General features: G+C 70.3%; 16 protein-coding genes. 3 read left to right on the top strand and 13 right to left on the bottom strand.

Features of this window, described 5'->3' with window-relative positions; all coding sequences use genetic code 11:
• Positions 1–48: 48 nt before the first annotated feature.
• From aspS to AB0B61_RS23960, 3 genes are read right to left on the bottom strand one after another with little or no spacing between them, the layout of a single operon-like run.
• Positions 49–1,785 carry an aspartate--tRNA ligase gene (aspS, locus tag AB0B61_RS23970; RefSeq protein ID WP_358435578.1) on the bottom strand — a complete coding sequence of 579 codons (1,737 nt, stop codon included), beginning with the start codon at positions 1,783–1,785 and terminating at the stop codon, positions 49–51.
• Positions 1,782–3,041 carry a histidine--tRNA ligase gene (gene hisS, locus AB0B61_RS23965; protein ID WP_358435576.1) on the bottom strand — a complete coding sequence of 420 codons (1,260 nt, stop codon included), beginning with the start codon at positions 3,039–3,041 and terminating at the stop codon, positions 1,782–1,784. The genes aspS and hisS overlap by 4 nt, the downstream gene beginning before the upstream one ends.
• 10 nt (positions 3,042–3,051) lie before the next feature.
• On the bottom strand, positions 3,052–3,732 hold the full coding sequence (locus AB0B61_RS23960) for an MBL fold metallo-hydrolase (RefSeq protein ID WP_358435573.1): 681 nt from the start codon (positions 3,730–3,732) through the stop codon (positions 3,052–3,054).
• A 139-nt stretch (positions 3,733–3,871) separates the two neighbouring features.
• Between AB0B61_RS23960 and AB0B61_RS23955 the strand changes: the two genes are divergently transcribed.
• The 3 genes from AB0B61_RS23955 to AB0B61_RS23945 all read left to right on the top strand — a co-directional run bounded on the left by AB0B61_RS23955 (position 3,872) and on the right by AB0B61_RS23945 (position 7,261).
• Entirely contained in the window at positions 3,872–4,765 is an 894-nt protein-coding gene (locus tag AB0B61_RS23955; protein WP_358435571.1) for a peptidylprolyl isomerase, read from the top strand.
• A 60-nt stretch (positions 4,766–4,825) separates the two neighbouring features.
• A complete protein-coding gene (locus AB0B61_RS23950) occupies positions 4,826–6,055 on the top strand; it encodes a DUF349 domain-containing protein (protein ID WP_358435568.1) in 1,230 nt (409 codons plus the stop codon).
• A 90-nt stretch (positions 6,056–6,145) separates the two neighbouring features.
• Positions 6,146–7,261, top strand: a complete 1,116-nt coding sequence (locus tag AB0B61_RS23945; RefSeq protein ID WP_358435565.1) for a cupin domain-containing protein — start codon at positions 6,146–6,148, stop codon at positions 7,259–7,261.
• 38 nt (positions 7,262–7,299) lie between these two features.
• On the opposite strand, the gene AB0B61_RS23940 is transcribed toward AB0B61_RS23945, so the two are convergent.
• The 10 genes from AB0B61_RS23940 to AB0B61_RS23895 form a co-directional block, all read right to left on the bottom strand.
• A complete protein-coding gene (locus tag AB0B61_RS23940; protein WP_358435562.1) occupies positions 7,300–9,489 on the bottom strand; it encodes a bifunctional (p)ppGpp synthetase/guanosine-3',5'-bis(diphosphate) 3'-pyrophosphohydrolase in 2,190 nt (729 codons plus the stop codon).
• 175 nt (positions 9,490–9,664) lie between these two features.
• Positions 9,665–10,183 (bottom strand): adenine phosphoribosyltransferase, encoded by a 519-nt coding sequence (locus AB0B61_RS23935; protein ID WP_357654728.1) that lies wholly within the window; start codon positions 10,181–10,183, stop codon positions 9,665–9,667.
• A 228-nt stretch (positions 10,184–10,411) separates the two neighbouring features.
• Positions 10,412–11,407 carry a protein translocase subunit SecF gene (secF, locus tag AB0B61_RS23930; RefSeq protein ID WP_358435560.1) on the bottom strand — a complete coding sequence of 332 codons (996 nt, stop codon included), beginning with the start codon at positions 11,405–11,407 and terminating at the stop codon, positions 10,412–10,414.
• 1 nt (position 11,408) lies between these two features.
• On the bottom strand, positions 11,409–13,229 hold the full coding sequence (gene secD / locus AB0B61_RS23925) for a protein translocase subunit SecD (RefSeq protein WP_358435557.1): 1,821 nt from the start codon (positions 13,227–13,229) through the stop codon (positions 11,409–11,411).
• A 42-nt stretch (positions 13,230–13,271) separates the two neighbouring features.
• Positions 13,272–13,694: a preprotein translocase subunit YajC gene (gene yajC, locus AB0B61_RS23920; RefSeq protein ID WP_358435614.1), complete on the bottom strand. Its 423-nt coding sequence runs from the start codon at positions 13,692–13,694 to the stop codon at positions 13,272–13,274.
• A gap of 219 nt (positions 13,695–13,913) precedes the next feature.
• Positions 13,914–14,945 carry a Holliday junction branch migration DNA helicase RuvB gene (gene ruvB / locus AB0B61_RS23915; protein WP_357654735.1) on the bottom strand — a complete coding sequence of 344 codons (1,032 nt, stop codon included), beginning with the start codon at positions 14,943–14,945 and terminating at the stop codon, positions 13,914–13,916.
• A 16-nt stretch (positions 14,946–14,961) separates the two neighbouring features.
• On the bottom strand, positions 14,962–15,567 hold the full coding sequence (gene ruvA, locus AB0B61_RS23910) for a Holliday junction branch migration protein RuvA (RefSeq protein ID WP_358435554.1): 606 nt from the start codon (positions 15,565–15,567) through the stop codon (positions 14,962–14,964).
• Positions 15,564–16,121 carry a crossover junction endodeoxyribonuclease RuvC gene (gene ruvC, locus AB0B61_RS23905; protein ID WP_358435551.1) on the bottom strand — a complete coding sequence of 186 codons (558 nt, stop codon included), beginning with the start codon at positions 16,119–16,121 and terminating at the stop codon, positions 15,564–15,566. Before ruvC ends, ruvA begins: the two co-directional genes overlap by 4 nt.
• 184 nt (positions 16,122–16,305) lie before the next feature.
• Positions 16,306–17,463 (bottom strand): GNAT family N-acetyltransferase, encoded by a 1,158-nt coding sequence (locus AB0B61_RS23900; protein WP_358435548.1) that lies wholly within the window; start codon positions 17,461–17,463, stop codon positions 16,306–16,308.
• A gap of 11 nt (positions 17,464–17,474) precedes the next feature.
• Positions 17,475–19,109, bottom strand: a complete 1,635-nt coding sequence (locus AB0B61_RS23895; RefSeq protein WP_358435545.1) for a hypothetical protein — start codon at positions 19,107–19,109, stop codon at positions 17,475–17,477.
• Positions 19,110–19,126 lie beyond the last annotated feature (17 nt).

Genomic DNA, 19,126 nt, shown 5'->3' with positions numbered 1-19,126 from the left:
CCCCGCCTCTCCCGAACCGGAGAGGCGGGGCGCCCTGTTTCGCGTGGGTCAGCCTTCGTTCTTGGGCTTGGCGTCGACGCCCGCCTCCTTGCGCTGGTCCACCGTGATGGGCGTGGGCGCGCCGGTGAGCGGGTCGAAGCCGGAGGCGGTCTTCGGGAAGGCGATCACGTCGCGGATCGACTCACCGCCGGACAGCAGCATGCAGATGCGGTCCCAGCCGTAGGCGATGCCTCCGTGCGGCGGCGGGCCGTACTTGAACGCCTCCAGCAGGAAGCCGAACTTGTTCTCGGCCTCCTCCTTGGAGATGCCGAGCACGTCGAAGACCCGCTGCTGCATCTCCGCCCGGTGGATACGGATGGAGCCGCCGCCGATCTCCATGCCGTTGCAGACCATGTCGTAGGCGTAGGCCAGGGCCTCGCCGGGATGGTCCTGGAAGTTGTCCGCCCATTCGGGCTTGGGGCCGGTGAACGGGTGGTGCACGGCCGTCCAGCCGCCCTCGCCGTCCTCCTCGAACATGGGCGCGTCGACGACCCACAGGAACGACCACAGCGACTCGTCGATGAGGCCGCAGCGGCGGCCGATCTCCAGCCGGGCCGCGCCCAGCAGGTCGCGCGCCGAGTTGCGGGCGCCGGCCGCGAAGAAGACCGCGTCGCCCGGCTGGGCGCCGACCTTCGCCGCAAGTCCGGAGATTTCCTCTTCTGAGAGGTTCTTCGCCACCGGGCCGCCGAGCGTGCCGTCCTCCTGGACGAGCACGTACGCCAGGCCCTTGGCACCGCGCGAGCGCGCCCAGTCCTGCCAGCCGTCGAGCTCCTTGCGGGTCTGCGAGCCACCGCCCGGCATGACGACCGCGCCCACGTAGTCGGCCTGGAACACCCGGAAGGAGGTGCCGGCGAAGTAGTCGGTCATCTCGACGAGCTCCTGGCCGAAGCGCAGGTCGGGCTTGTCGGAGCCGTAGCGGGCCATCGCGTCGGCGTAGGTCATGCGGGGCAGCGGCATCGGGATCTCGTAGCCGACCGTCTCGCGCCACACGCGGCCGATGAGCTTCTCGCCGACCGCGATGACGTCTTCCTGGTCGACGAACGACATCTCGACGTCGATCTGGGTGAACTCCGGCTGCCGGTCGGCCCGCAGGTCCTCGTCGCGGTAGCACTTGGCGAGCTGGTAGTAGCGCTCGAGCCCGCCCACCTGGAGCAGCTGCTTGAACAGCTGCGGCGACTGCGGCAGCGCGTACCAGTTGCCCGGCTGGAGCCGGACCGGCACCAGGAAGTCGCGCGCGCCCTCGGGCGTGGACCTGGTCAGCGTCGGCGTCTCGACGTAGACGAAGCCGAGCTCATGCATGACCTCGTTGGCCAGGTAGGTGGCCTTCGAGCGGACCCGCAGGGCATTGGCCACCTGCGGGCGGCGAATGTCGAGATAGCGGTATTTGAGGCGGGCCTCCTCGGAGACGCCCGCGCTGCCCTCGATCGGGAAGGGCAGCGGCGCGGACTCGCTGAGCACCTCGACCCGCTCGGCGACGACCTCGATCGCGCCGGTGGGCAGCTCGGGGTTCTCGTTGCCCTCCGGCCTGACCCGGACCTGGCCGACCACCTGCACGCAGTATTCGGCGCGCAGGTCGTGGGCGTGGTCCTCCTCGCGGAAGACCACCTGCGCCGAGCCGGAGGCATCGCGCAGGTCGATGAAGACCACACCGCCGTGATCACGGCGCCTGGCCACCCATCCTGCCAGCGTCACCTGCTGCCCGGCGTGCTCCTCTCGGAGCGACCCGGCGGTATGCGTGCGCATCACTGCACTTTCCCCTTCAAGACATCGACGACCTGGGCCAGCGGCACCTCGGTCTGCTCAGCGGTGGTCAGGTCCTTCAGTTGTACGGCCTGCGCGGCCAGGTCACGCTCGCCCAGGATCAGCGCGAACCGGGCACCCGAGCGATCGGCGCCCTTCATCGCGCCCTTGAGCCCCTTGCCGCCGTATGCCAGGTCGGCGCTGACGCCCGCCTGGCGCAGCTCGGTCACGAGCAGGAACATCCGGCGGCGGGCTTCGTCACCCAGCGGGACACCGTACACCTGGACGCGTCCCGGTGCGGCCTCGCCGATCAAGCCCTCGGCCTCCATGGCGAGGAACGTGCGGTCGACGCCCAGCGCCCAGCCGACGCTGGGCAGGGGCGGCCCGCCGAGCATCTCGCTCAGCCCGTCGTAGCGTCCGCCGCCGCCGACCGCGGACTGCGAGCCGAGCCCGTCGTGCACGAACTCGAACGTGGTGCGCGTGTAGTAGTCGAGCCCGCGCACCAGCCGCGGATCGTCCTCGTAGGGCACGCCCGCGGCGCTCAGCAGCGCGCGGACCTCCTCGTGGTAGGTCTTGCACGCGGCGCACAGGTGGTCGACGACCAGGGGCGCGCCGCTCAGCTGCGCCTGCACCTCGGGCCGCTTGTCGTCGAGCACCCGCAGCGGGTTGATCTCGATCCGGGCCCTGGTGTCCGCGTCGAGGTCGAGCCCGCGCAGGAACTCCTGCAGCGCGGCCCGGTAGGCGGGCCGGCAGGTCTTGTCGCCCAGCGAGTTGATCAGCAGCCGGACGCCCGTCAGGCCGAGCGAGGCGAAGCCCTGGGCGCCCAGCACGATGATCTCGGCGTCGAGCGCGGGATCCTCGGAGCCGAGCGCCTCGGCGCCGACCTGCCAGAAGTGGCGGTAACGACCCTTCTGGGAGCGTTCGTAGCGGAACTGGCTGCCGGAGTACCACAGCTTGACCGGGAGCTGGCCGTTGTGCAGGCCGTGCTGCAGGACGGCGCGTACGACCGAGGCGGTGCCCTCGGGACGCAGCGTCAGCGAGCGGCCCGCCTTGTCGGGAAAGGTGTACATCTCCTTGGACACGATGTCGGTCGACTCACCGACGCCCCTGGCGAACAGCTGGGTGTCCTCGAACACCGGCGTCTCGATGTAGCCGTAGCCGGCCAGCCGCGCGGGCGCGACCAGGGCCTCGCGTACGGCGAGGACCTGCTCGGAGCGGGGCGGCAGCCAGTCGAAGGTGCCCTTTGGCGCTTGGAAACTCATGAGATCCCTGTTAGATGCCTCGTGTGGGACCGGCGTGCGGCGCGGCTTCCTTCAGATATGCGTTGGTGGCGCGCTCGTGGCCGATCGTGGTCTGTGGTCCGTGGCCCGGCAGGACGACCGTATCGTCAGGCAGCGGCAGGCACTTGTCGGCCAGGCTGCGCAGGATCGTCGGATAGTCGCCGCCCGGCAGGTCGGTGCGGCCGATGGAGCCGGCGAACAGCAGGTCACCCGAGAAAAGGACGTCGTCATCGGGCAGCCGGAAGCTCACCGACCCCCTGGTATGGCCGGGTGTGTGGTCGACCACGAGCTCCAGCCCGGCCAGCGGCAGCACGGCGCCGTCGGACAATTCCCGCACGTCGTCGGGCTCGCTCAGCGTGATGCCGCCGAAGATCGCCGAGCTCGACGGCGACCAGCCCGCGGCCGGGTCGCTCAGCAGGTGCCGATCGTCGGGATGGATCCAGGCGGGCACGTCGCGCGCGCCGCAGACCGGGGCCACCGACCAGACGTGGTCGAGGTGTCCGTGGGTCAGCAGCACCGCCACCGGCTTGAGCCGGTGCTCTCTCAGCAGCTCGTCGACCCCGTCGACCGCGTCCTGACCTGGATCGACGATCACGCACTCCTCGCCCGCTGCGGGCGCGACGACGTAACAATTGGTCTGGAAGGCCCCTGCGGGGAAGCCTGCGATGAGCATCTGCCTCAGCTGATCTCGTCAAAAAAGCCAATGGGAATGTAACCGAAGGGTACCGGTGCGGGTCGCCGGGCTGCGAATCATTACCCGTTGGCCGATACGATTCGCCCACCTCAGTTGATTGACTATGGGAGGCAAAGCGGTGGCCACGGGGAAGGACCGGCAGAAACAGCTGGCACGCGAGCACCACGAGCGGCAGCTGGCACGCCGTCTCGAACGCGAGCAGCGCGCCAAGCGCACGGCGATCATCGGCTCCACGGTAGGCGTGGTCGTCGTGGTGGGGGGCATCGTGGCGGCGGTCGCGTTGCTCGGCGGCGGCGATGACTCGAAGACCGACGCCGCCGCGACGGCGCAGCCCTCGGCTTCCGCCCAGGACACGGCGGCGCCCACGGCCTCGTCCTCGGCCGCCGCCGGGCCCAAGCCGTACGACGCCAAGACCGGCACCTGCGACTACGTCGCCGAAAAGGGCGGCGGCGTGGTCAAGGACGTCGGACTGCCGCCGAAGAAGGTGAAACTCAAGCCGGCGACCAAGACGATGACGCTCAACACCAACCTGGGCGACATCGAGGTGCAGCTCGACAACGCCAAGGCGCCGTGCACGGTCAACTCGCTGGCCTACCTGGCGGAGAAGAAGTTCTACGACGGCAGCAAGTGCCATCGGCTCGGCAGCGCCCAGTTCCCGATGCTGCAGTGCGGGGACCCGCAGGCCAAGGCCGACGGCAAGGGCGAGTCGGACGGCGCGGGCGGCCCCGGCTACGTCATGGCCGAGGAGAACCTCAAGGGCGCCACCTACAAGCGCGGCGTGATGGCCATGGCCAAGACGCAGGCGCCGGGCAGCACCGGAAGCCAGTTCTTCCTGGTCTTCGGCGACCTCGGACTCACCCCGGATTACACACCGGTGGGTACGATCACCAAGGGTCTGGACATCCTGGACAAGGTGAACAAAGCAGGTGTCATCACTCCCATGCAGGATGGTACTGGCGCACCTAAGGAAACCGTCGAAATCAAAAGCGTGACATTCTCTGGCAAGAGCTGACGTAATACAAACTAGGGACAGTAGTCCCGAAGGGTCTGATGGATAGTGCGGGAGGACACGGTGAGCACCGACCCGTGGGGCCGGGTAGACGACGACGGCACCGTCTACGTGCGTACGGCTGAGGGAGAGCGAGCCGTCGGGTCCTGGCAGGCCGGTGAAGCGGACGAGGCACTGGCCTACTTCCATCGCAAGTACGACGAGCTGGCCGGCCAGGTCACGCTGCTGGAGCAGCGGCTGAAAGGCACCGACCTGGCCCCGGCGCAGGCCGAGGCCAGCATCGTCAAGCTCCGCGAAGCGGTCGCCGACGCGCACGCCATCGGCGACCTCGCCGCGCTGACGGCCCGTCTCGACGGCCTGACGGAGGCGGTCGCGCAGCGGCGCGAGGAGGTCAAGGCCGCGCGTGAGCACGCGCGCGCCGAGGCCAGGACGGTCAAGGAAGGCATCGTCGACGAGGCCGAGCGCATCGCCGACGAGACCACCCACTGGAAGTCGGGCGGTGAGCGGCTGCGCCAGCTGGTCGAGGAGTGGAAGGCGGCCGACCGCATCGACCGCGTCACCGAGGCCGCGCTGTGGAAGCGGCTCTCGGCCGCCCGCACCGCCTTCGCCAAGCGGCGCAAGCAGTACTTCGCGGGGCTCGACGAGCAGCGCGAGGGCGTACGCGCCGAGAAGGAGCGCATCGTCGCCGAGGCGGAGGCGATCGCCGACTCGACCGACTGGGGCACGACGGCGGCCGTCTACCGCGACCTGATGCAGCGCTGGAAGAGCGCGGGCCGGGCGTCGCGGGAGGCCGAGGACGAGCTGTGGGCGCGGTTCAAGGGCGCCCAGGACCTGTTCTTCCAGGCCCGTTCGGCGGTGTTCGCCGAGCGCGACGCGTCCCTGGCGGCCAACGCCGAGCTCAAGGAGGTGCTGCTGACGGAGGCCGAGAAGATCCTTCCGGTCACCGACGTCCGCACGGCCAGGGCGGCGCTGCGCCACATCCTGGAGCGCTGGGAGGCGGCCGGTCCGGTGCCGCGCGAGCAGCGCGACCGCCTCGAAGGCGGTCTGCGCAAGGTGGACGACGCCGTGCGCAAGGCCGAGGACGCCGAGTGGAAGCGGTCCAACCCCGAGGCCAGGGCCCGCGCCCAGAACGCGGTCGACCAGCTGCGCACCTCGATCGAGCAGCTGGAGAAGCGCCTGGCCAAGGCCGAGGCGGCCGGACGCGCCAAGGACGTGAAGGAGGCCGAGGAGGCCATCACGGCCCGCCGCTCGTGGCTGGAGGAGGCCGAGCGGACGCTGGCCGAGTTCAGCTGAGGTCGCCGCCGGTCCGCGGGCGAAGGGGGTCGCCTGCGTGCCTGGTGTCCGGGGTGCCCGGCCGGCTCGGGGAGTTCTAGGGTGTTGGGCATGGAACCTGTGCCCGCCGCCCGCGCCCTGGTCGCCGAGCTGTTCCCGGACGCGCTCTACGCCTTCCTGGGCGGCGGCGTGCTGACCGGACAGCGCACGAGCCGGTCCGATCTCGACGTGGTCGTGGTGCTGGACGGCCTGGACGTGCCCTACCGCGAGTCGCTGCGGTGGCATGACTGGCCGGTCGAACTGCTGGTGCACAACGAGCTGAGCCTGACCGCCTGGGCCGACCGCGACCTGGCCGGCCACCGGCCGACCCTGCCGCGCCTGTGCGCCGACGGCGTGGTGCTCACCGACCGGGCGGGCCGCGCCGCCGAGGTCCAGGCGGTCATGCGCGAACGCCTCTCCGCCGGTCCCGGCCCCGCCGCCCCCCGGATGCTGGAGCGGGCTCGCTACGTCCTGTCGGACCTGCTCGACGACCTGGCGGGCGCGACGGACCCGGGCGAGCTGGCGTTCATCCGCTGGCAGGTCGTCCAGGAGTCGGCCCGGCTGGCGCTGACGGCCGCGGGCCGCTGGCGCGGCTCGGGCAAGTGGCTGCTGCGCGAGCTGCGCTCGTACGACGCGGCGCTCGCCGACGAGCTGCTGTCCGCCCACGACGATCCGGTACGCCTGGCCGCCACGGCCGGAAGCGTGCTGGAGCGGGCCGGAGGGCGCCTGTGGGAGGGTTACCGGGCCGATGGGGACCCGTTCCACCAGCGGCTGCGTCACATCGCCTCAGGCGATCTGACGTCCGAGACGGCCCAGAGCTCCGGCATGCGTCGCCTGGCCGCCGTCAGCGGGCGTACGGCCGGGTCCGGCAAGCTGTGGATGGGCCAGACCCACGTCGCCCCGTCGACGCGCTCGGCGGATCACCATCACGGGGAGTCGGAGACGGCCATCTACGTGGTCAGCGGCACACCGTCGTTCGTGTTCCTCGACCCCCAGGACGCGCGCGAGACGCGGCTGGAGGCGAAGCCCGGTGACTACATCTTCGTCCCGCCGTATGTTCCGCACCGCGAAGAGAATCCAGATCCGGAGCACGAGGCCGTGGTCGTCATCGCCCGCAGCACGCAGGACGCGATCGTGGTCAACCTGCCCGATCTGTCCACGCGCGCGCGCCGCCGCACCAGCACCTGATCCGTTCACGCGCGCCGCCGACCCGGCACCTGATCTGGCTACGTGCTCGCGCCGCTGACCCGGTAGACGTCGAAAACGCCCTGGATGTTGCGGACGGCCTTCAGCACATGACCGAGATGCTTGGGATCGCCCATCTCGAAGGTGAACTTGCTGACCGCCACCCGGTCTCGCGACGTGGTGACCGAGGCGCTGAGGATGTTGACGTGCTGGTCGGACAGGGTCCGGGTGACGTCGGACAGCAGGCGGGGCCGGTCGAGGGCCTCGACCTGGATGGCCACCAGGAAGACCGAGTCGTCGCCCGGCGACCAGCTCACCTCCACCAGGCGGTCGGGCTGCGACTTGAGCTGCGTGATGTTGGTGCAGTCGGCGCGGTGCACGGACACGCCGTGCCCCCGGGTGACGAAGCCGACGATCTCGTCGCCGGGCACCGGGGTGCAGCACTTCGACAGGCGTACCCAGACATCGGAGTCGCCCGCGACGACCACGCCCGCGCCGCCGCCCCGGGGACGGCCGCGCAGCCGCGTCGGGAGCGAGGTCTCGGCGATGTCCTCCTCGGCGCTGTCGACGCCGCCGATGGAGGCCACGAGCTTCTGCACGACCGTCTGCGCGGCGACGTGCCCCTCCCCCACGGCCGCGTAGAGCGCGGACACGTCGGGATAGCGCAGGTCGCGGGCCAGGGCCAGCAGCGACTCGCCGGACATCAGGCGCTGCAGCGGCAGACCCTGCTTGCGCATGGCCCGGCCGATGGCCTCCTTGCCCGCCTCGATCGCGGTCTCGCGGCGCTCCTTGGAGAACCACTGGCGGATCTTGTTGCGGGCGCGGCCGGACTTGACGAACTTGAGCCAGTCGCGTGACGGACCGGCGTCGGGCGACTTCGAGGTGAAGATCTCGACCGTGTCGCCGTTGCCCAGCCGCGACTCCAGCGGCACCAGGCGGCCGTTCACGCGGGCGCCGATGCAGCGGTGACCGACCTCGGTGTGGACCGCGTAGGCGAAGTCGACCGGGGTCGCCCCCTCCGGCAGCGCCACCACCTGGCCGCGCGGGGTGAAGACGTAGACCTCGGAGACCGACAGGTCGAAACGGAGCGACTCCAGGAACTCGCCCGGGTCGGAGGTCTCCTTCTGCCAGTCGAGGAGCTGGCGCAGCCAGGCCATGTCGCTGCCCGGCTTGACCTTGCCCGCGGGGCCCGGGGCGCCGACCTCCTCTTTGTACTTCCAGTGGGCGGCGACGCCGTATTCGGCCCGGTGGTGCATGGCGTGCGTGCGGATCTGCAGCTCGACCGGCTTGCCCTCGGGACCGATCACCGTGGTGTGCAGCGATTGGTACATGTTGAACTTGGGCATCGCGATGTAGTCCTTGAACCGGCCGGGGACCGGGTTCCAGCGCGCGTGGATCGTGCCGAGGGCCGCATAGCAGTCGCGCACGCTGTCGACGAGGACTCTGATGCCCACCAGGTCGTAGATGTCGTCGAAGGCCACGTCCCTGGCGATCATCTTCTGGTAGACCGAGTAGTAGTGCTTGGGCCGGCCCTTGACCAGCGCGCGGATCTTGGCATCACGCAGGTCGCCGGAGACCTTCTCGATGACCTCCTGCAGGAACAGGTCCCTGCGCGGGGCCCGCTCCGACACCATGCGCGCGATCTCGTCGTAGCGCTTGGGGTAGAGCATGGCGAAGGCCAGGTCCTCGAGCTCCCACTTGATGGTGTTCATGCCCAGGCGATGGGCCAGCGGGGCGAAGATCTCCAGGGTCTCGCGGGACTTCTGGTGGCGCTTGTGCTCGGGCAGGTAGCGCATCGTGCGCATGTTGTGCAGCCGGTCGGCCAGCTTGATGATCAGCACCCGGATGTCGCGCGACATCGCCACGACCATCTTGCGCACGGTCTCGGCCTGCGCGGCGTCACCGAACTTGACCTTGTCGAGCTTGGTGACGCCGTCGACCAGTGACGAGATCGTGTCGCCGAAGTCGCCGCGCAGCTCGTCCAGGCCGTAGGCGGTGTCCTCGACGGTGTCGTGCAGCAGGGCCGCGCACAGCGTCTCGTCGTCGGTGCCCAGCTCGGCCAGGATGGTGGCCACGGCCAGCGGGTGGGTGATGTACGGGTCGCCGCTCTTCCGCTTCTGGTCGCGGTGATGGTAGGCGGCGACGTCGTAGGCGTGCTCGATCAGGCGCAGGTCGGCCTTGGGGTGGGTGGCGCGAACCGTCCTGAACAGCGGCTCCAGCACCGGATTCATGGCCCCACCCCCAAATCGCCGTCGACGCACCGCCGGGACACCGGGCGCCGTCTCGGCACTCCCAGCGTCGGTTACGTCGGGCACGACCACATCACGGGGCACACAGACTCCTTACTATCGAGTCCAGGCCCCCCAGTGTATCCAGGTGACAAACCTGGCCTCTCTCGGGGCGGGCTCAGACGATCACAAGGGAGCGCAAATCCACTCCCGCGAGACGCTCGCGTCCCTTGAGAAAGGCCAGCTCCATCAGTACGGCGACGCCGACGACCTCGGCACCGGCCCTGCGCACCAGTTGTACGGTGGCCTCCGCCGTGCCGCCGGTGGCGAGCACGTCATCGACGATGAGCACCCGGTCACCTTCGGTGAAGGCGTCGCGGTGCACCTCGATGGTCGCGGATCCGTACTCGAGATCGTAGGACTCCTCCAAGGTTTCGGAGGGGAGTTTGCCCTTTTTTCTGATGGGCACGAATCCGGCCCCCGCCCGGTAGGCCACCGGAGCGGCCAGAATGAAGCCCCGCGCCTCGATCCCGACGATCTTGTCCACGTCGAACGCGCCGGCCAGTTCGTCGACCACGGCCGTGAACGCCACCGGGTCGGCCAGCAGCGGGGTGATGTCCTTGAACATGACTCCCGCCTGGGGGTAGTCGGGCACGTCCCTGATCCGGTCGCAGATCAGCGAGCTCAGGTCGCTCATGACGGCACTCCTTCTGTTGACCGCCAAGCGGTCCTCTCCCACGACTGACGGCCTCCATGATGGCCCATCCAGCGGACCACCGGCGCCCGCCGGGGGGGCGGTAAGTGGCATTCACCCAGTTATGTCCGGCCCTGTGAGGGCCCTCAGGGCTTCCATAAACCGACGCCCCCGCCCAGGTGGGCGGGGGCGTCGTTCGTGCGTGTACGGGCCCGTGTGGGCCAGGCCGGGCTAACCCTTGGCCGTCGCCGCGCTCTTGGCGCCCTTGCCACCCTTGGTGCCGGTGGTGGAGGCCAGTCGCCTGGCGATGGCCTGGTATCTCGGCTCCCGCTCCTTCAGCGTCACCAGCAGTGGCGTGGCCACGCACAGCGAGGAGTAGGTGCCGACGATCATGCCGACGAACAAGGCCAGCGACAGGTCCTTCAGCGTGCCCGCGCCGAGGAGCGTGGTGCCGATGAACAGGATCGCCGCCACCGGCAGGATCGCGACCAGCGAGGTGTTCAGCGATCGGATCAGCGTGTGGTTGAGGGCGTTGTTGGCCGCCATCGAGTACGTCTGCTTCGACGTGGTGCCCAGCTTGCCGGTGACTTCCTTGATCATGTCGAACACCACGACCGCGTCGTAGAGCGAATAACCGAGGATGGTCAGGAAGCCGAGCAGCGTCGCGGGCGTGACCTCGAAGCCCGACCAGGCATAGACGCCGGCCGTGATGACGAGGTCGTGGATGAGCGCGACGATCGCGGACAACGCCATCTTCGGCTCGAACGCCATCGACAGGTACAAGATGATCGCCAGCATGAAGACGCCCAGGCCGATCCACGCCTTCTTGGACACCTCACCGCCCCAGGACGCGCCGATCGACTGGATGTCGACCTGCTTGACGGGAACGCTGTAGGTCTTCGCGATGGCGTTCTGGACCTTCGTCAGGTCGGACTCGCTGAGCGTCTCGGTCGTGACGCGCAAGCGGGTGCCGGCCGTCTGGACGATCGGCTGGTGGACCCCCTCCTCGAGGAAGGAGCCACGGACCTGCTCGACGCTGGTGGTCTGCGCGGGCTTGAAGGAGAAGACCGACCCGCCCTTGAACTCGACGCCCAGGTTGAGCCCGTTGATGAGCAGCCCTGCGAGAGACACGATCAGGAGAAAGCCGGAAAGGCTGTACCAGAGCTTCCAGCGGCCGACGAAGTCAACGTCGATCTCGCCGCGGTAGAGGCGACGCCCCAGTCCCATGTCAGGCCTCCTGCGGGGTGGTCGTGCGACCGGCGGCGCCCGCCGGGTCGGCGCTCATGCGTTCGGCGTCGAGGCCGGACAGCGGATGCCCCTTGGCGAAGAACGGGAGCTTGGCCAGCAGCGCGATGAACGGCTTCGTGAACAGGAACACCACCACGATGTCGATCAGCGTGGTCAGGCCCATCGCGAACGCGAACCCGGCCACACCGCCCACGGCGAGCACGTAGAGCACGACCGCGGCGATGAACATGACGGCGTCGGCGATCAGGATCGTGCGACGGGCACGGACCCAGGCCACCTCGACGGCCGCACGCAGCGACCGCCGCCCTTCCTTCATCTCATCTCGTATGCGTTCGAAGTACACGATGAAGGAGTCGGCGGTGATGCCGATCGAGACCACCAGACCGATGATGTGCGGCAGCGACAGCCGGAACCCGGCGTTGTGGCCGAGCACGACCACCGCCGTGTAGGTCAGGATCGAGGCGACCAGCAGGCTGAGCATCGCGACGATGCCGAGACCGCGGTAGTACAGCAGTGAGTAGAGGACCACGATGGCCAGGCCGATGGCCCCGGCGATCAGGCCGCCCTCGAGCTGGTCCTGGCCGAGGGTCGAGGACACCGTGTCGATCGAGCCGCGGTTGAACTTCAGCGGCAGCGCACCGTACTTGAGCTGGTCGGCCAGCTCGGTGGCGGTCTTCTGGGTGAAGCCGCCGGTGATCTCGGCGCGGCCACCCGGGATCGGGCCGATGATGTTGGGCGCGGTGATCACGACACCGTCGAGCACGACGGCGACCTTGTTGCGCGGATCCTTCGAGTTGAACGCGGTCGAGGTGAGCTTGCTCCACTCACTCGCGCCGCTGCTCTTGAAGTCGAGCTGGACGAGCCACTGCGTGCTGCCCTGCTGAACGCCGGCGCTGGCCGAAGAGATGTCGGTGCCGATCACCTTGGCCACGTCGAGGACGTACTTGAGACTGCCGTCGGACTCACAGGCCGCCATCTGCTTGGCCGGGTCGTCCTGGATGCCCTGCCCGCGGTTCTTCGGGTTGCTGCAGTCGAGCTTGTTGAACTGCGCGAGCACGGCCGGGTCGATGCCCTGGGTGTTGATCCCCGCGTTGGGGTCCTGGGCGGGCGGCTGGCCGCTCGACGTCGGGGTGGGCGCCGGGGTGGCCTTGGCGTCCTTCTGGCCCTTCTTGGTGTCCTGAGCCTTCGGCGTCTCCTGGGCCTTGGGCGCCTCGGTCGCCGGGGCGCCGGCCGACGGGGTGGCCGACGGCGCGACGAGGGCCGAGGACAGGGCCTTGCCCGTGGGCGACGCGCTGGGCTTGGGGGCCCCCGCCGACGATGACGGCTTGGCCGACGGCGCGGAGGACGCCGTGCTGGACGGGGCGGCGGACGGCGAGGTGCCCGGCTTGGGCGCATCGGTGGTGAGCTCCTGCGGAGCCTGAGTGGCCGCTATCGCGAGCACCTGGCGGAAGCGGAGCTCCGCCGTGGTGCCGACCAGCTTGATGACCTCCTCCTGACCCGCGCCCGGAACGGAGATGATGATGTTGTTGCCTGACTTGGCAACCTCCGCGTCGGAGATGCCGGTGCCATTGACCCGGTCGCGGATGATGTTCACCGCGCGGTCCAGGATCTCCTCTGGCGGCGCGGCGCCGTTCAGGGTTTGGGGCAACAGAGTCACCGTCGTGCCGCCGGCGAGGTCGAGCCCCAGCTTGGGCGTGAACGCCTTCTGCAGGAACATCGTCCCGCCCAGGGCGATGATGAGCGCCAGCAGCACCAGGAGCGTTCGCCCCGGTCGGCTGTGGCGGCTGGTCGGTCGGGCCACTGGTCGTCAGTCTTTCAGATAGGGGTTTGAGGCAGAGCCTAGTCAGGACTGCTTGGTGCTGGAGTCCTTGCCGCCGTTGCGCTCCACGGTCGTCTCGGTCTCCTCACGGGGAGTGTTGTCCTTATCCTCGCCCTTGACGACGTCGTGCGCGGCCGTATCGTCGGTGACGACGTCGTCCACCACGGGCTCGTCAGCCGGAGCGTCGCCGGGGGTGACGACACGGCCGATGGCGGCCTTCACCCATCGGGTCTCGATCCCGGGCGCGACCTCGAGAATCACATCCTCATTGTCCACCGCGACCACGGTCGCGAACAGGCCGGTAGTGGTCATGACACGGGCACCCGGAGCCAATGAGTTCTGCATGGCGGTCGCCTCTTGCTGGCGCTTGCGCTGGGGGCGGATCAGCAAGAAGTAGAACACCACCACCAGAAGGATCAGCGGCAGGATGCTTCCGAGTTGTCCCATGTTCATAAGGGGCGACCTTCCATTGTCGTACAAGAAGTTGACACCGGCCTCGCGCCGGAAATTCCGTGCGTTGCCTCCGGGGCCGCGCCGCTCAGCCCGTCAGCCTACACAGCCAGCCAAGCCACGGAGTGTAGGCGCTTGTTGCGAAACGCGGCAACGAAGCAGCGCTTCGGCGCGCGGGGAAGTTCCCATATTGAAACGGTTGCAACCATTCTGTGATCAGTCGAAAAGTGTCGCTCCGAATGCGTCGGGTGGCGGTGTCATCCCGAGATGGTGCCACGCCGCGGCGGTGGCGACCCGGCCGCGCGGGGTCCTGGCCAGCAGTCCTTGGCGTACGAGGAAGGGTTCGGCCACCACTTCGACGGTCTCCGGCTCCTCGCCGACGGCCACGGCGAGCGTGGACAGGCCGACGGGGCCGCCGCCGAACTTGCGCAGCAGCACCCCGAGCACCGCGCGGTCGAGCCGGTCGAGCCCTTCGGGGTCGACTTCGTACAGGTTGAGCGCGGCGGAGGCGATGTCGCGGTCGATCACGCCTTCGGTGCGCACGTCGGCGAAGTCGCGGACCCGGCGCAGCAGGCGGTTGGCGATGCGGGGCGTGCCGCGCGAGCGCCTGGCGATCTCGTGCGCCCCCTCGACCGGCAGTGTCACCTCGAGCAGCCTGGCCGAGCGGTAGAGGACCCGCTCCAGCTCCTCGACCTCGTAGAAGTCCATGTGCGCGGTGAAGCCGAACCGGTCGCGCAGCGGCGCGGGCAGCAGACCGGCCCTGGTGGTGGCGCCGACCAGGGTGAAGGGCGCGATGTCGAGCGGGATCGCGGTGGCCCCGGGGCCCTTGCCGACGATGATGTCGACGCGGAAGTCCTCCATCGCGAGATAGAGCATCTCCTCCGCGGGCCGGGCCATCCGGTGGATCTCGTCGATGAACAGCACCTCGCCCTCGGCCAGCGTCGACAGGATGGCCGCGAGGTCACCGGCCCGCTCCAGGGCCGGCCCTGAGGTGATGCGGAGCGGAGCGCTCAACTCGGCTGCGATGATCATAGCCAGTGTCGTCTTGCCCAGACCCGGCGAACCGCTCATCAGCACATGATCCGGCGGCCGCTGGCGCCGCATGGCGCTCTCCAGCACCAGCGACAGCTGCTCCCGCACCCGCGCCTGGCCGATGAACTCGCTCAGCCGCTTGGGCCGCAGCGCCGCCTCGATCTGCAGCTCGTCGCCCTCGGCGTCGGGCGAGACGAGATCACGCTCAAGGCTCACGCCCGGACCTCCCCGCTCATCGCGCGCTGCTCAGCGATCGCAGTGCGGCCTTCAGCAGGACGGCCACCTGCGGGTCGTCACCGGCCTCCGGCTCGACCGCGGCGATGGCCTCGTCGGCGTCCTTGCCGGAGTAGCCCAGCCCGACCAGCCCCGAGTGGACCTGGTCGCGCCAGGCGGCCGCCCGCCGGTTGCCGTTGAGCGCCGCGTCGACCGTCTCGTCGGGGGTGCCGAGCCGGTCCTTGAGCTCCAGCACGATGCGCTGGGCGCCCTTGGGGCCGATGCCCGGCACCTTGGTGAGAGCCTTGAGGTCGGCGGAGGCCACGGCGACGCGCAGCGCGTTGGGCGTGTGGACGGCGAGCATGGCCAGCGCCACCTTGGGGCCGACGCCGCTGGCCGTCTGGAGCAGCTCGAAGACGGTGCGCTCGTCGGCGGTGGCGAAGCCGTAGAGGGTGAGCGACTCCTCGCGCACCACCAGCGACGTGGCCAGCCGCGCCTCCTCGCCCACCCTGAGCGCGGCGAGGGTGGCCGGTGTGCAGTGGGTGAGGATGCCGACCCCGCCGACCTCGATCACCGCACCGTGGGGGGTGATCGCCGTCACCTGCCCGGCCACGGACGCGATCACAGCGCCACGCCCTTTCCTGTCGTACGGCCCTGGGCCGTGCGGCTCTGGGCCCTTGCCACGGCCTGGGCCAGCTTGTGCTGGGCGCCGCCGCGCCACACGTGGCAGATGGCCAGGGCGAGCGCGTCGGCGGCGTCGGCGGGCTTGGGCATCTCGCTGAGCCGCAGGAGGCGGGTCACCATGGCGCCGATCTGCTTCTTGTCGGCGGTGCCGCTGCCGGTGATGGCCGCCTTGACCTCGGACGGGGTGTGCAGCGCGACGGGCAGGCCGCGCCTGGCCGCGCACAGGACCGCGATGCCCGCCGCCTGGGCGGTGCCCATGACCGTGCGGACGTTGTGCTGGCTGAAGACCCGCTCGACCGCCACCGCGTCCGGGCGGACGTCGTCGAGCCACTGCTCGATGCCGGCCTCGATGCCGACCAGCCGGGTGCCCAGCTCCTCGTCGGCGCCGGTGCGCACCACGCCGACGGCCACCAGGGACAGCGGCGCGCCGGGCCGCCCCTCGACCGCGCCAAGGCCGCACCGGGTCAGCCCCGGATCGACGCCCATCACCCGCACCGGCCTGCCTCCCCGCGCCGCCGAACATCTGTTCGGCACGAGACTCTACCCCGGCTGACGTGCCCGCGCATCGGGAAACGCCCGCGAGCGTGGGCCGGTCGTCGCGAACGCCCGCGAGCGTGGACCGGCCGTCGGGAACGCCCGCCACCGTGGGCCCGCCGCAGAACGGACGTGGATGGGGCGGTCAGAAGTAGTCCAGCATGTACGGCTTGGCGGCGAAGACGGTGTCGAGGAGCTCGTCGTAGCGCTCGTGCCCGGACATGAGGCCGCCGCGCCGCAGCGTGGCCGCCGGGATCCCGGCGTACAGGGCGGAGAGGCCGTTGATCGACAGCACCGCCCCGGACTCCCCCGAGTCGCCGAGCGGGGTGGCGGCCCCGGAGCCGCCGGAGAACTCCAGCCGCCAGCGCCCCGTGTTGCCCGCCCGCAGCCGGTCGGTCACCTCCACGACCGCCTCTCCCGCGACGGCGGCCGGATATCCCCTGCGCTCCACGGCCGCCGCCACGTCGAGGACGCGGAACATCCACCGCACCTGCTTGACCCGCTCCGTGGACCGCTCGCGCAACAGCCACAGCACCGGGTCGTCGGGCGCGACGTTGGCGGTGACGTGCTCGGCCATCGACGACGCGGTGCCCACCAGCGACCACAGCGCCCTGGCGGTCTCCTCGGACTCGGCCACGAGGTTGTCGACCTCGATGTCCGGGCCGTCCCAGTGGTAGACGACGTAGCCGTCCGGGGCCAGGTAGAGGAAGTCGTCCTCCTGGCCGAGCCGCAGCGCCCAGGTGCGCTCGTCCCATGAGACGGGGCCGGAGGCCCGCGCGGCGCCGTGTGCCCGCCGCAGCACCGAGACCACCTCGGCCGCGTCGCCGGGACCCATCCTGCGCAGCTCGACCCGGCCGCTCGGCGGGATCGTCCGCAGCGACTCGGCCGGGAGCGTGACGCGGTGCTGCGCCCCGGCGTGCTCGTAGCCGGCCGAGCGGTAGAGCGGCGTGGTCGCCGGATAGAGCACGGACACCGCGTCGCCGAACGCCACGGCCCGCTCCACGGTGGCCTGCATGAGCCGGCCGCCGACGCCCTTGCCGCGATCCTCGGGGCTGACGGTGACGGCCGCGACCCCGGCCATGGGCTGCGGCTTGCCGTGCCACCACTGCGTGAACGGGCGCAGCCGCGAGGTCGCGACCAGCCTGGGCCCGTCGAACATGCCCAGGTAGCGGCCCTCGGCCAGCGCCGGCAGCGCCGCCTGGCGCCAGCGCTCCCGCTCGGCGGCCGGAACCAGGCCGAAGGAGCGCTGGCGGAGGTCGAGAACGGCGTCGAGGTCGTCGGAAGTCACATCACGGATGTCCACGGTCCCACAATTTACGCAGGTGAGACCTCCGCCCGCGAACGGCCCACGGTGATGGCGAGCCGGTCGAGGTAGAGCAGCTGCGCGGCGACGATCGCGATCAGGGCGACGGCGACCACGGCCAGCGGCGTGGCCAGGCCGACGTCGGGCGCGGCCGCGCTGTAGCCGCTCGAGCGGGTGAGCAGCTGGACCGGCGCGGTGGCCAGGCCGGGGTCCTGGGCGACCAGCAGGGGCCACAGGAGGTCCTGGCCGTTCACGAGCGTGATGGCCAGGACGAGGATGCCGGCCATGGGGAGTGAGGGCAGGACCACGCCGCTCAGGAAGTCCTTGCCGCCACGCGCGGCCAGCCCCTTGCACAGCAGCGTCAGGATCAGCAGGGCGGGCACGCTGACCAGCACCGGCTGGACGAGGGCGATGAAGGAGTCGATCAGGCTCATGCCGCGGATGGTGCGCCAGTCGGCCAGGCTCAGCGGGCCCATCCCGACGAACAGCCAGGGGGCGAACACCAGCAGCAGCCACTCGCTCCCTCGGCCCAGCGGCCGCAGCCCGCCGATGCCGAGCGCACCGAGGTAGGCGACGCCCACCGACACCAGCGCGCCGATCAGGGCGGGCGCCCAGGTGTTGACGACGGTGCCCAGCCCGGACGGGGCCGCGGATCCCGGCTGGGCGGGCGCCAGCAGCGCCGACAGCCACGGCCAGGTCAAGGCGAGCCCGACGGCGGCGACGACCACCAGCGCCACCACACCGACGATCACCTTGGCCCCGGAGCCGGAGCGTGCGACGGCCTGATCGGGGGTCGCCTCGCGGGGCTCGACCGTGACGCGCATGCCGCTCGCCGCCGCCACGCAGACCGCGCCGATCCCCAGGACGCCCAGGAGCAGTCCCATGATGGTCGCCACCGTGGCGCCCAGCCCGACCCTGCCCACCATGAACGCGTAGGTGTACTGGACGAGGCCCAGCGTCTGCGTGGACCCGTTGGGCCCGCCGTGCGTCATGGTCAGCCCGAACGCGAACGTCTGCAGCCCGGCGGCGACCATCGCCAGGGCGACGAGCCCGCCCATGGCCAGCATGGCCGGTGAGACGGTGCCGCCGCGCAGCGCCGGCAGGAAGGCCATCGTCGCCAGCGCGCAGACCACGCCGAACGTGGCGGCGGCCATGATGAGCTGGAGCGTTCCCGGAGCCGTGGCGGGATCGCGCAGGCCCTCGGTCATCGTGGCCAGGCCGGACGCGTCGGGCATCAGCCCGCGCATCCAGGAGAGCGCCACGGCCACCGGGGAGAACACCACCAGGGCGAGGGACAGCACGATCCGCCCGGCCCGCCTCGGCCAGGCGCCCGACCAGTCGAGCGCCAGCGCGAGCAGCGGTCCCACCACCACGGCCACCAGCAGCGGGATGACCGTTATGGACAGCGTGAAGACCAGTGCCTTCCAGAACGCCCCTTGGCCCAGCACCTGGCCGTAGTTGGCGAGTCCCACGAAGACGCTCGGGCCGCTGAGCCCGGCCGACTGGAGACTGAGCAGGATCGTCTGGACGGTGGGCAGGAGCAAGGTGATCAACGTGCCCAGCAGGGCCGGCAGCAGGAGCAGCCAGCCGAGAGCCGGAGACGCGAAGGCGGGCGAGGTGTCGGTAGAGGTACGGGGGGAGGTCACGACGCCCGACCCTACAG

Source organism: Nonomuraea sp. NPDC049158 (assembly GCF_040648335.1).
Lineage (GTDB): Bacteria > Actinomycetota > Actinomycetes > Streptosporangiales > Streptosporangiaceae > Nonomuraea.
This window is presented reverse-complemented; position numbering and strand designations above follow the sequence as displayed.

Coding starts and splice junctions, on each gene's coding strand:
- hisS (WP_358435576.1), bottom strand. CDS start 3,041: ATGAGTTTCCAAGCGCCAAAGGGCACCTTCGACTGGCTGCCGCCCCGC.
- yajC (WP_358435614.1), bottom strand. CDS start 13,694: ATGGGACAACTCGGAAGCATCCTGCCGCTGATCCTTCTGGTGGTGGTG.
- AB0B61_RS23935 (WP_357654728.1), bottom strand. CDS start 10,183: ATGAGCGACCTGAGCTCGCTGATCTGCGACCGGATCAGGGACGTGCCC.
- AB0B61_RS23940 (WP_358435562.1), bottom strand. CDS start 9,489: ATGAATCCGGTGCTGGAGCCGCTGTTCAGGACGGTTCGCGCCACCCAC.
- AB0B61_RS23945 (WP_358435565.1), top strand. CDS start 6,146: ATGGAACCTGTGCCCGCCGCCCGCGCCCTGGTCGCCGAGCTGTTCCCG.
- AB0B61_RS23960 (WP_358435573.1), bottom strand. CDS start 3,732: ATGCTCATCGCAGGCTTCCCCGCAGGGGCCTTCCAGACCAATTGTTAC.
- secF (WP_358435560.1), bottom strand. CDS start 11,407: ATGGGACTGGGGCGTCGCCTCTACCGCGGCGAGATCGACGTTGACTTC.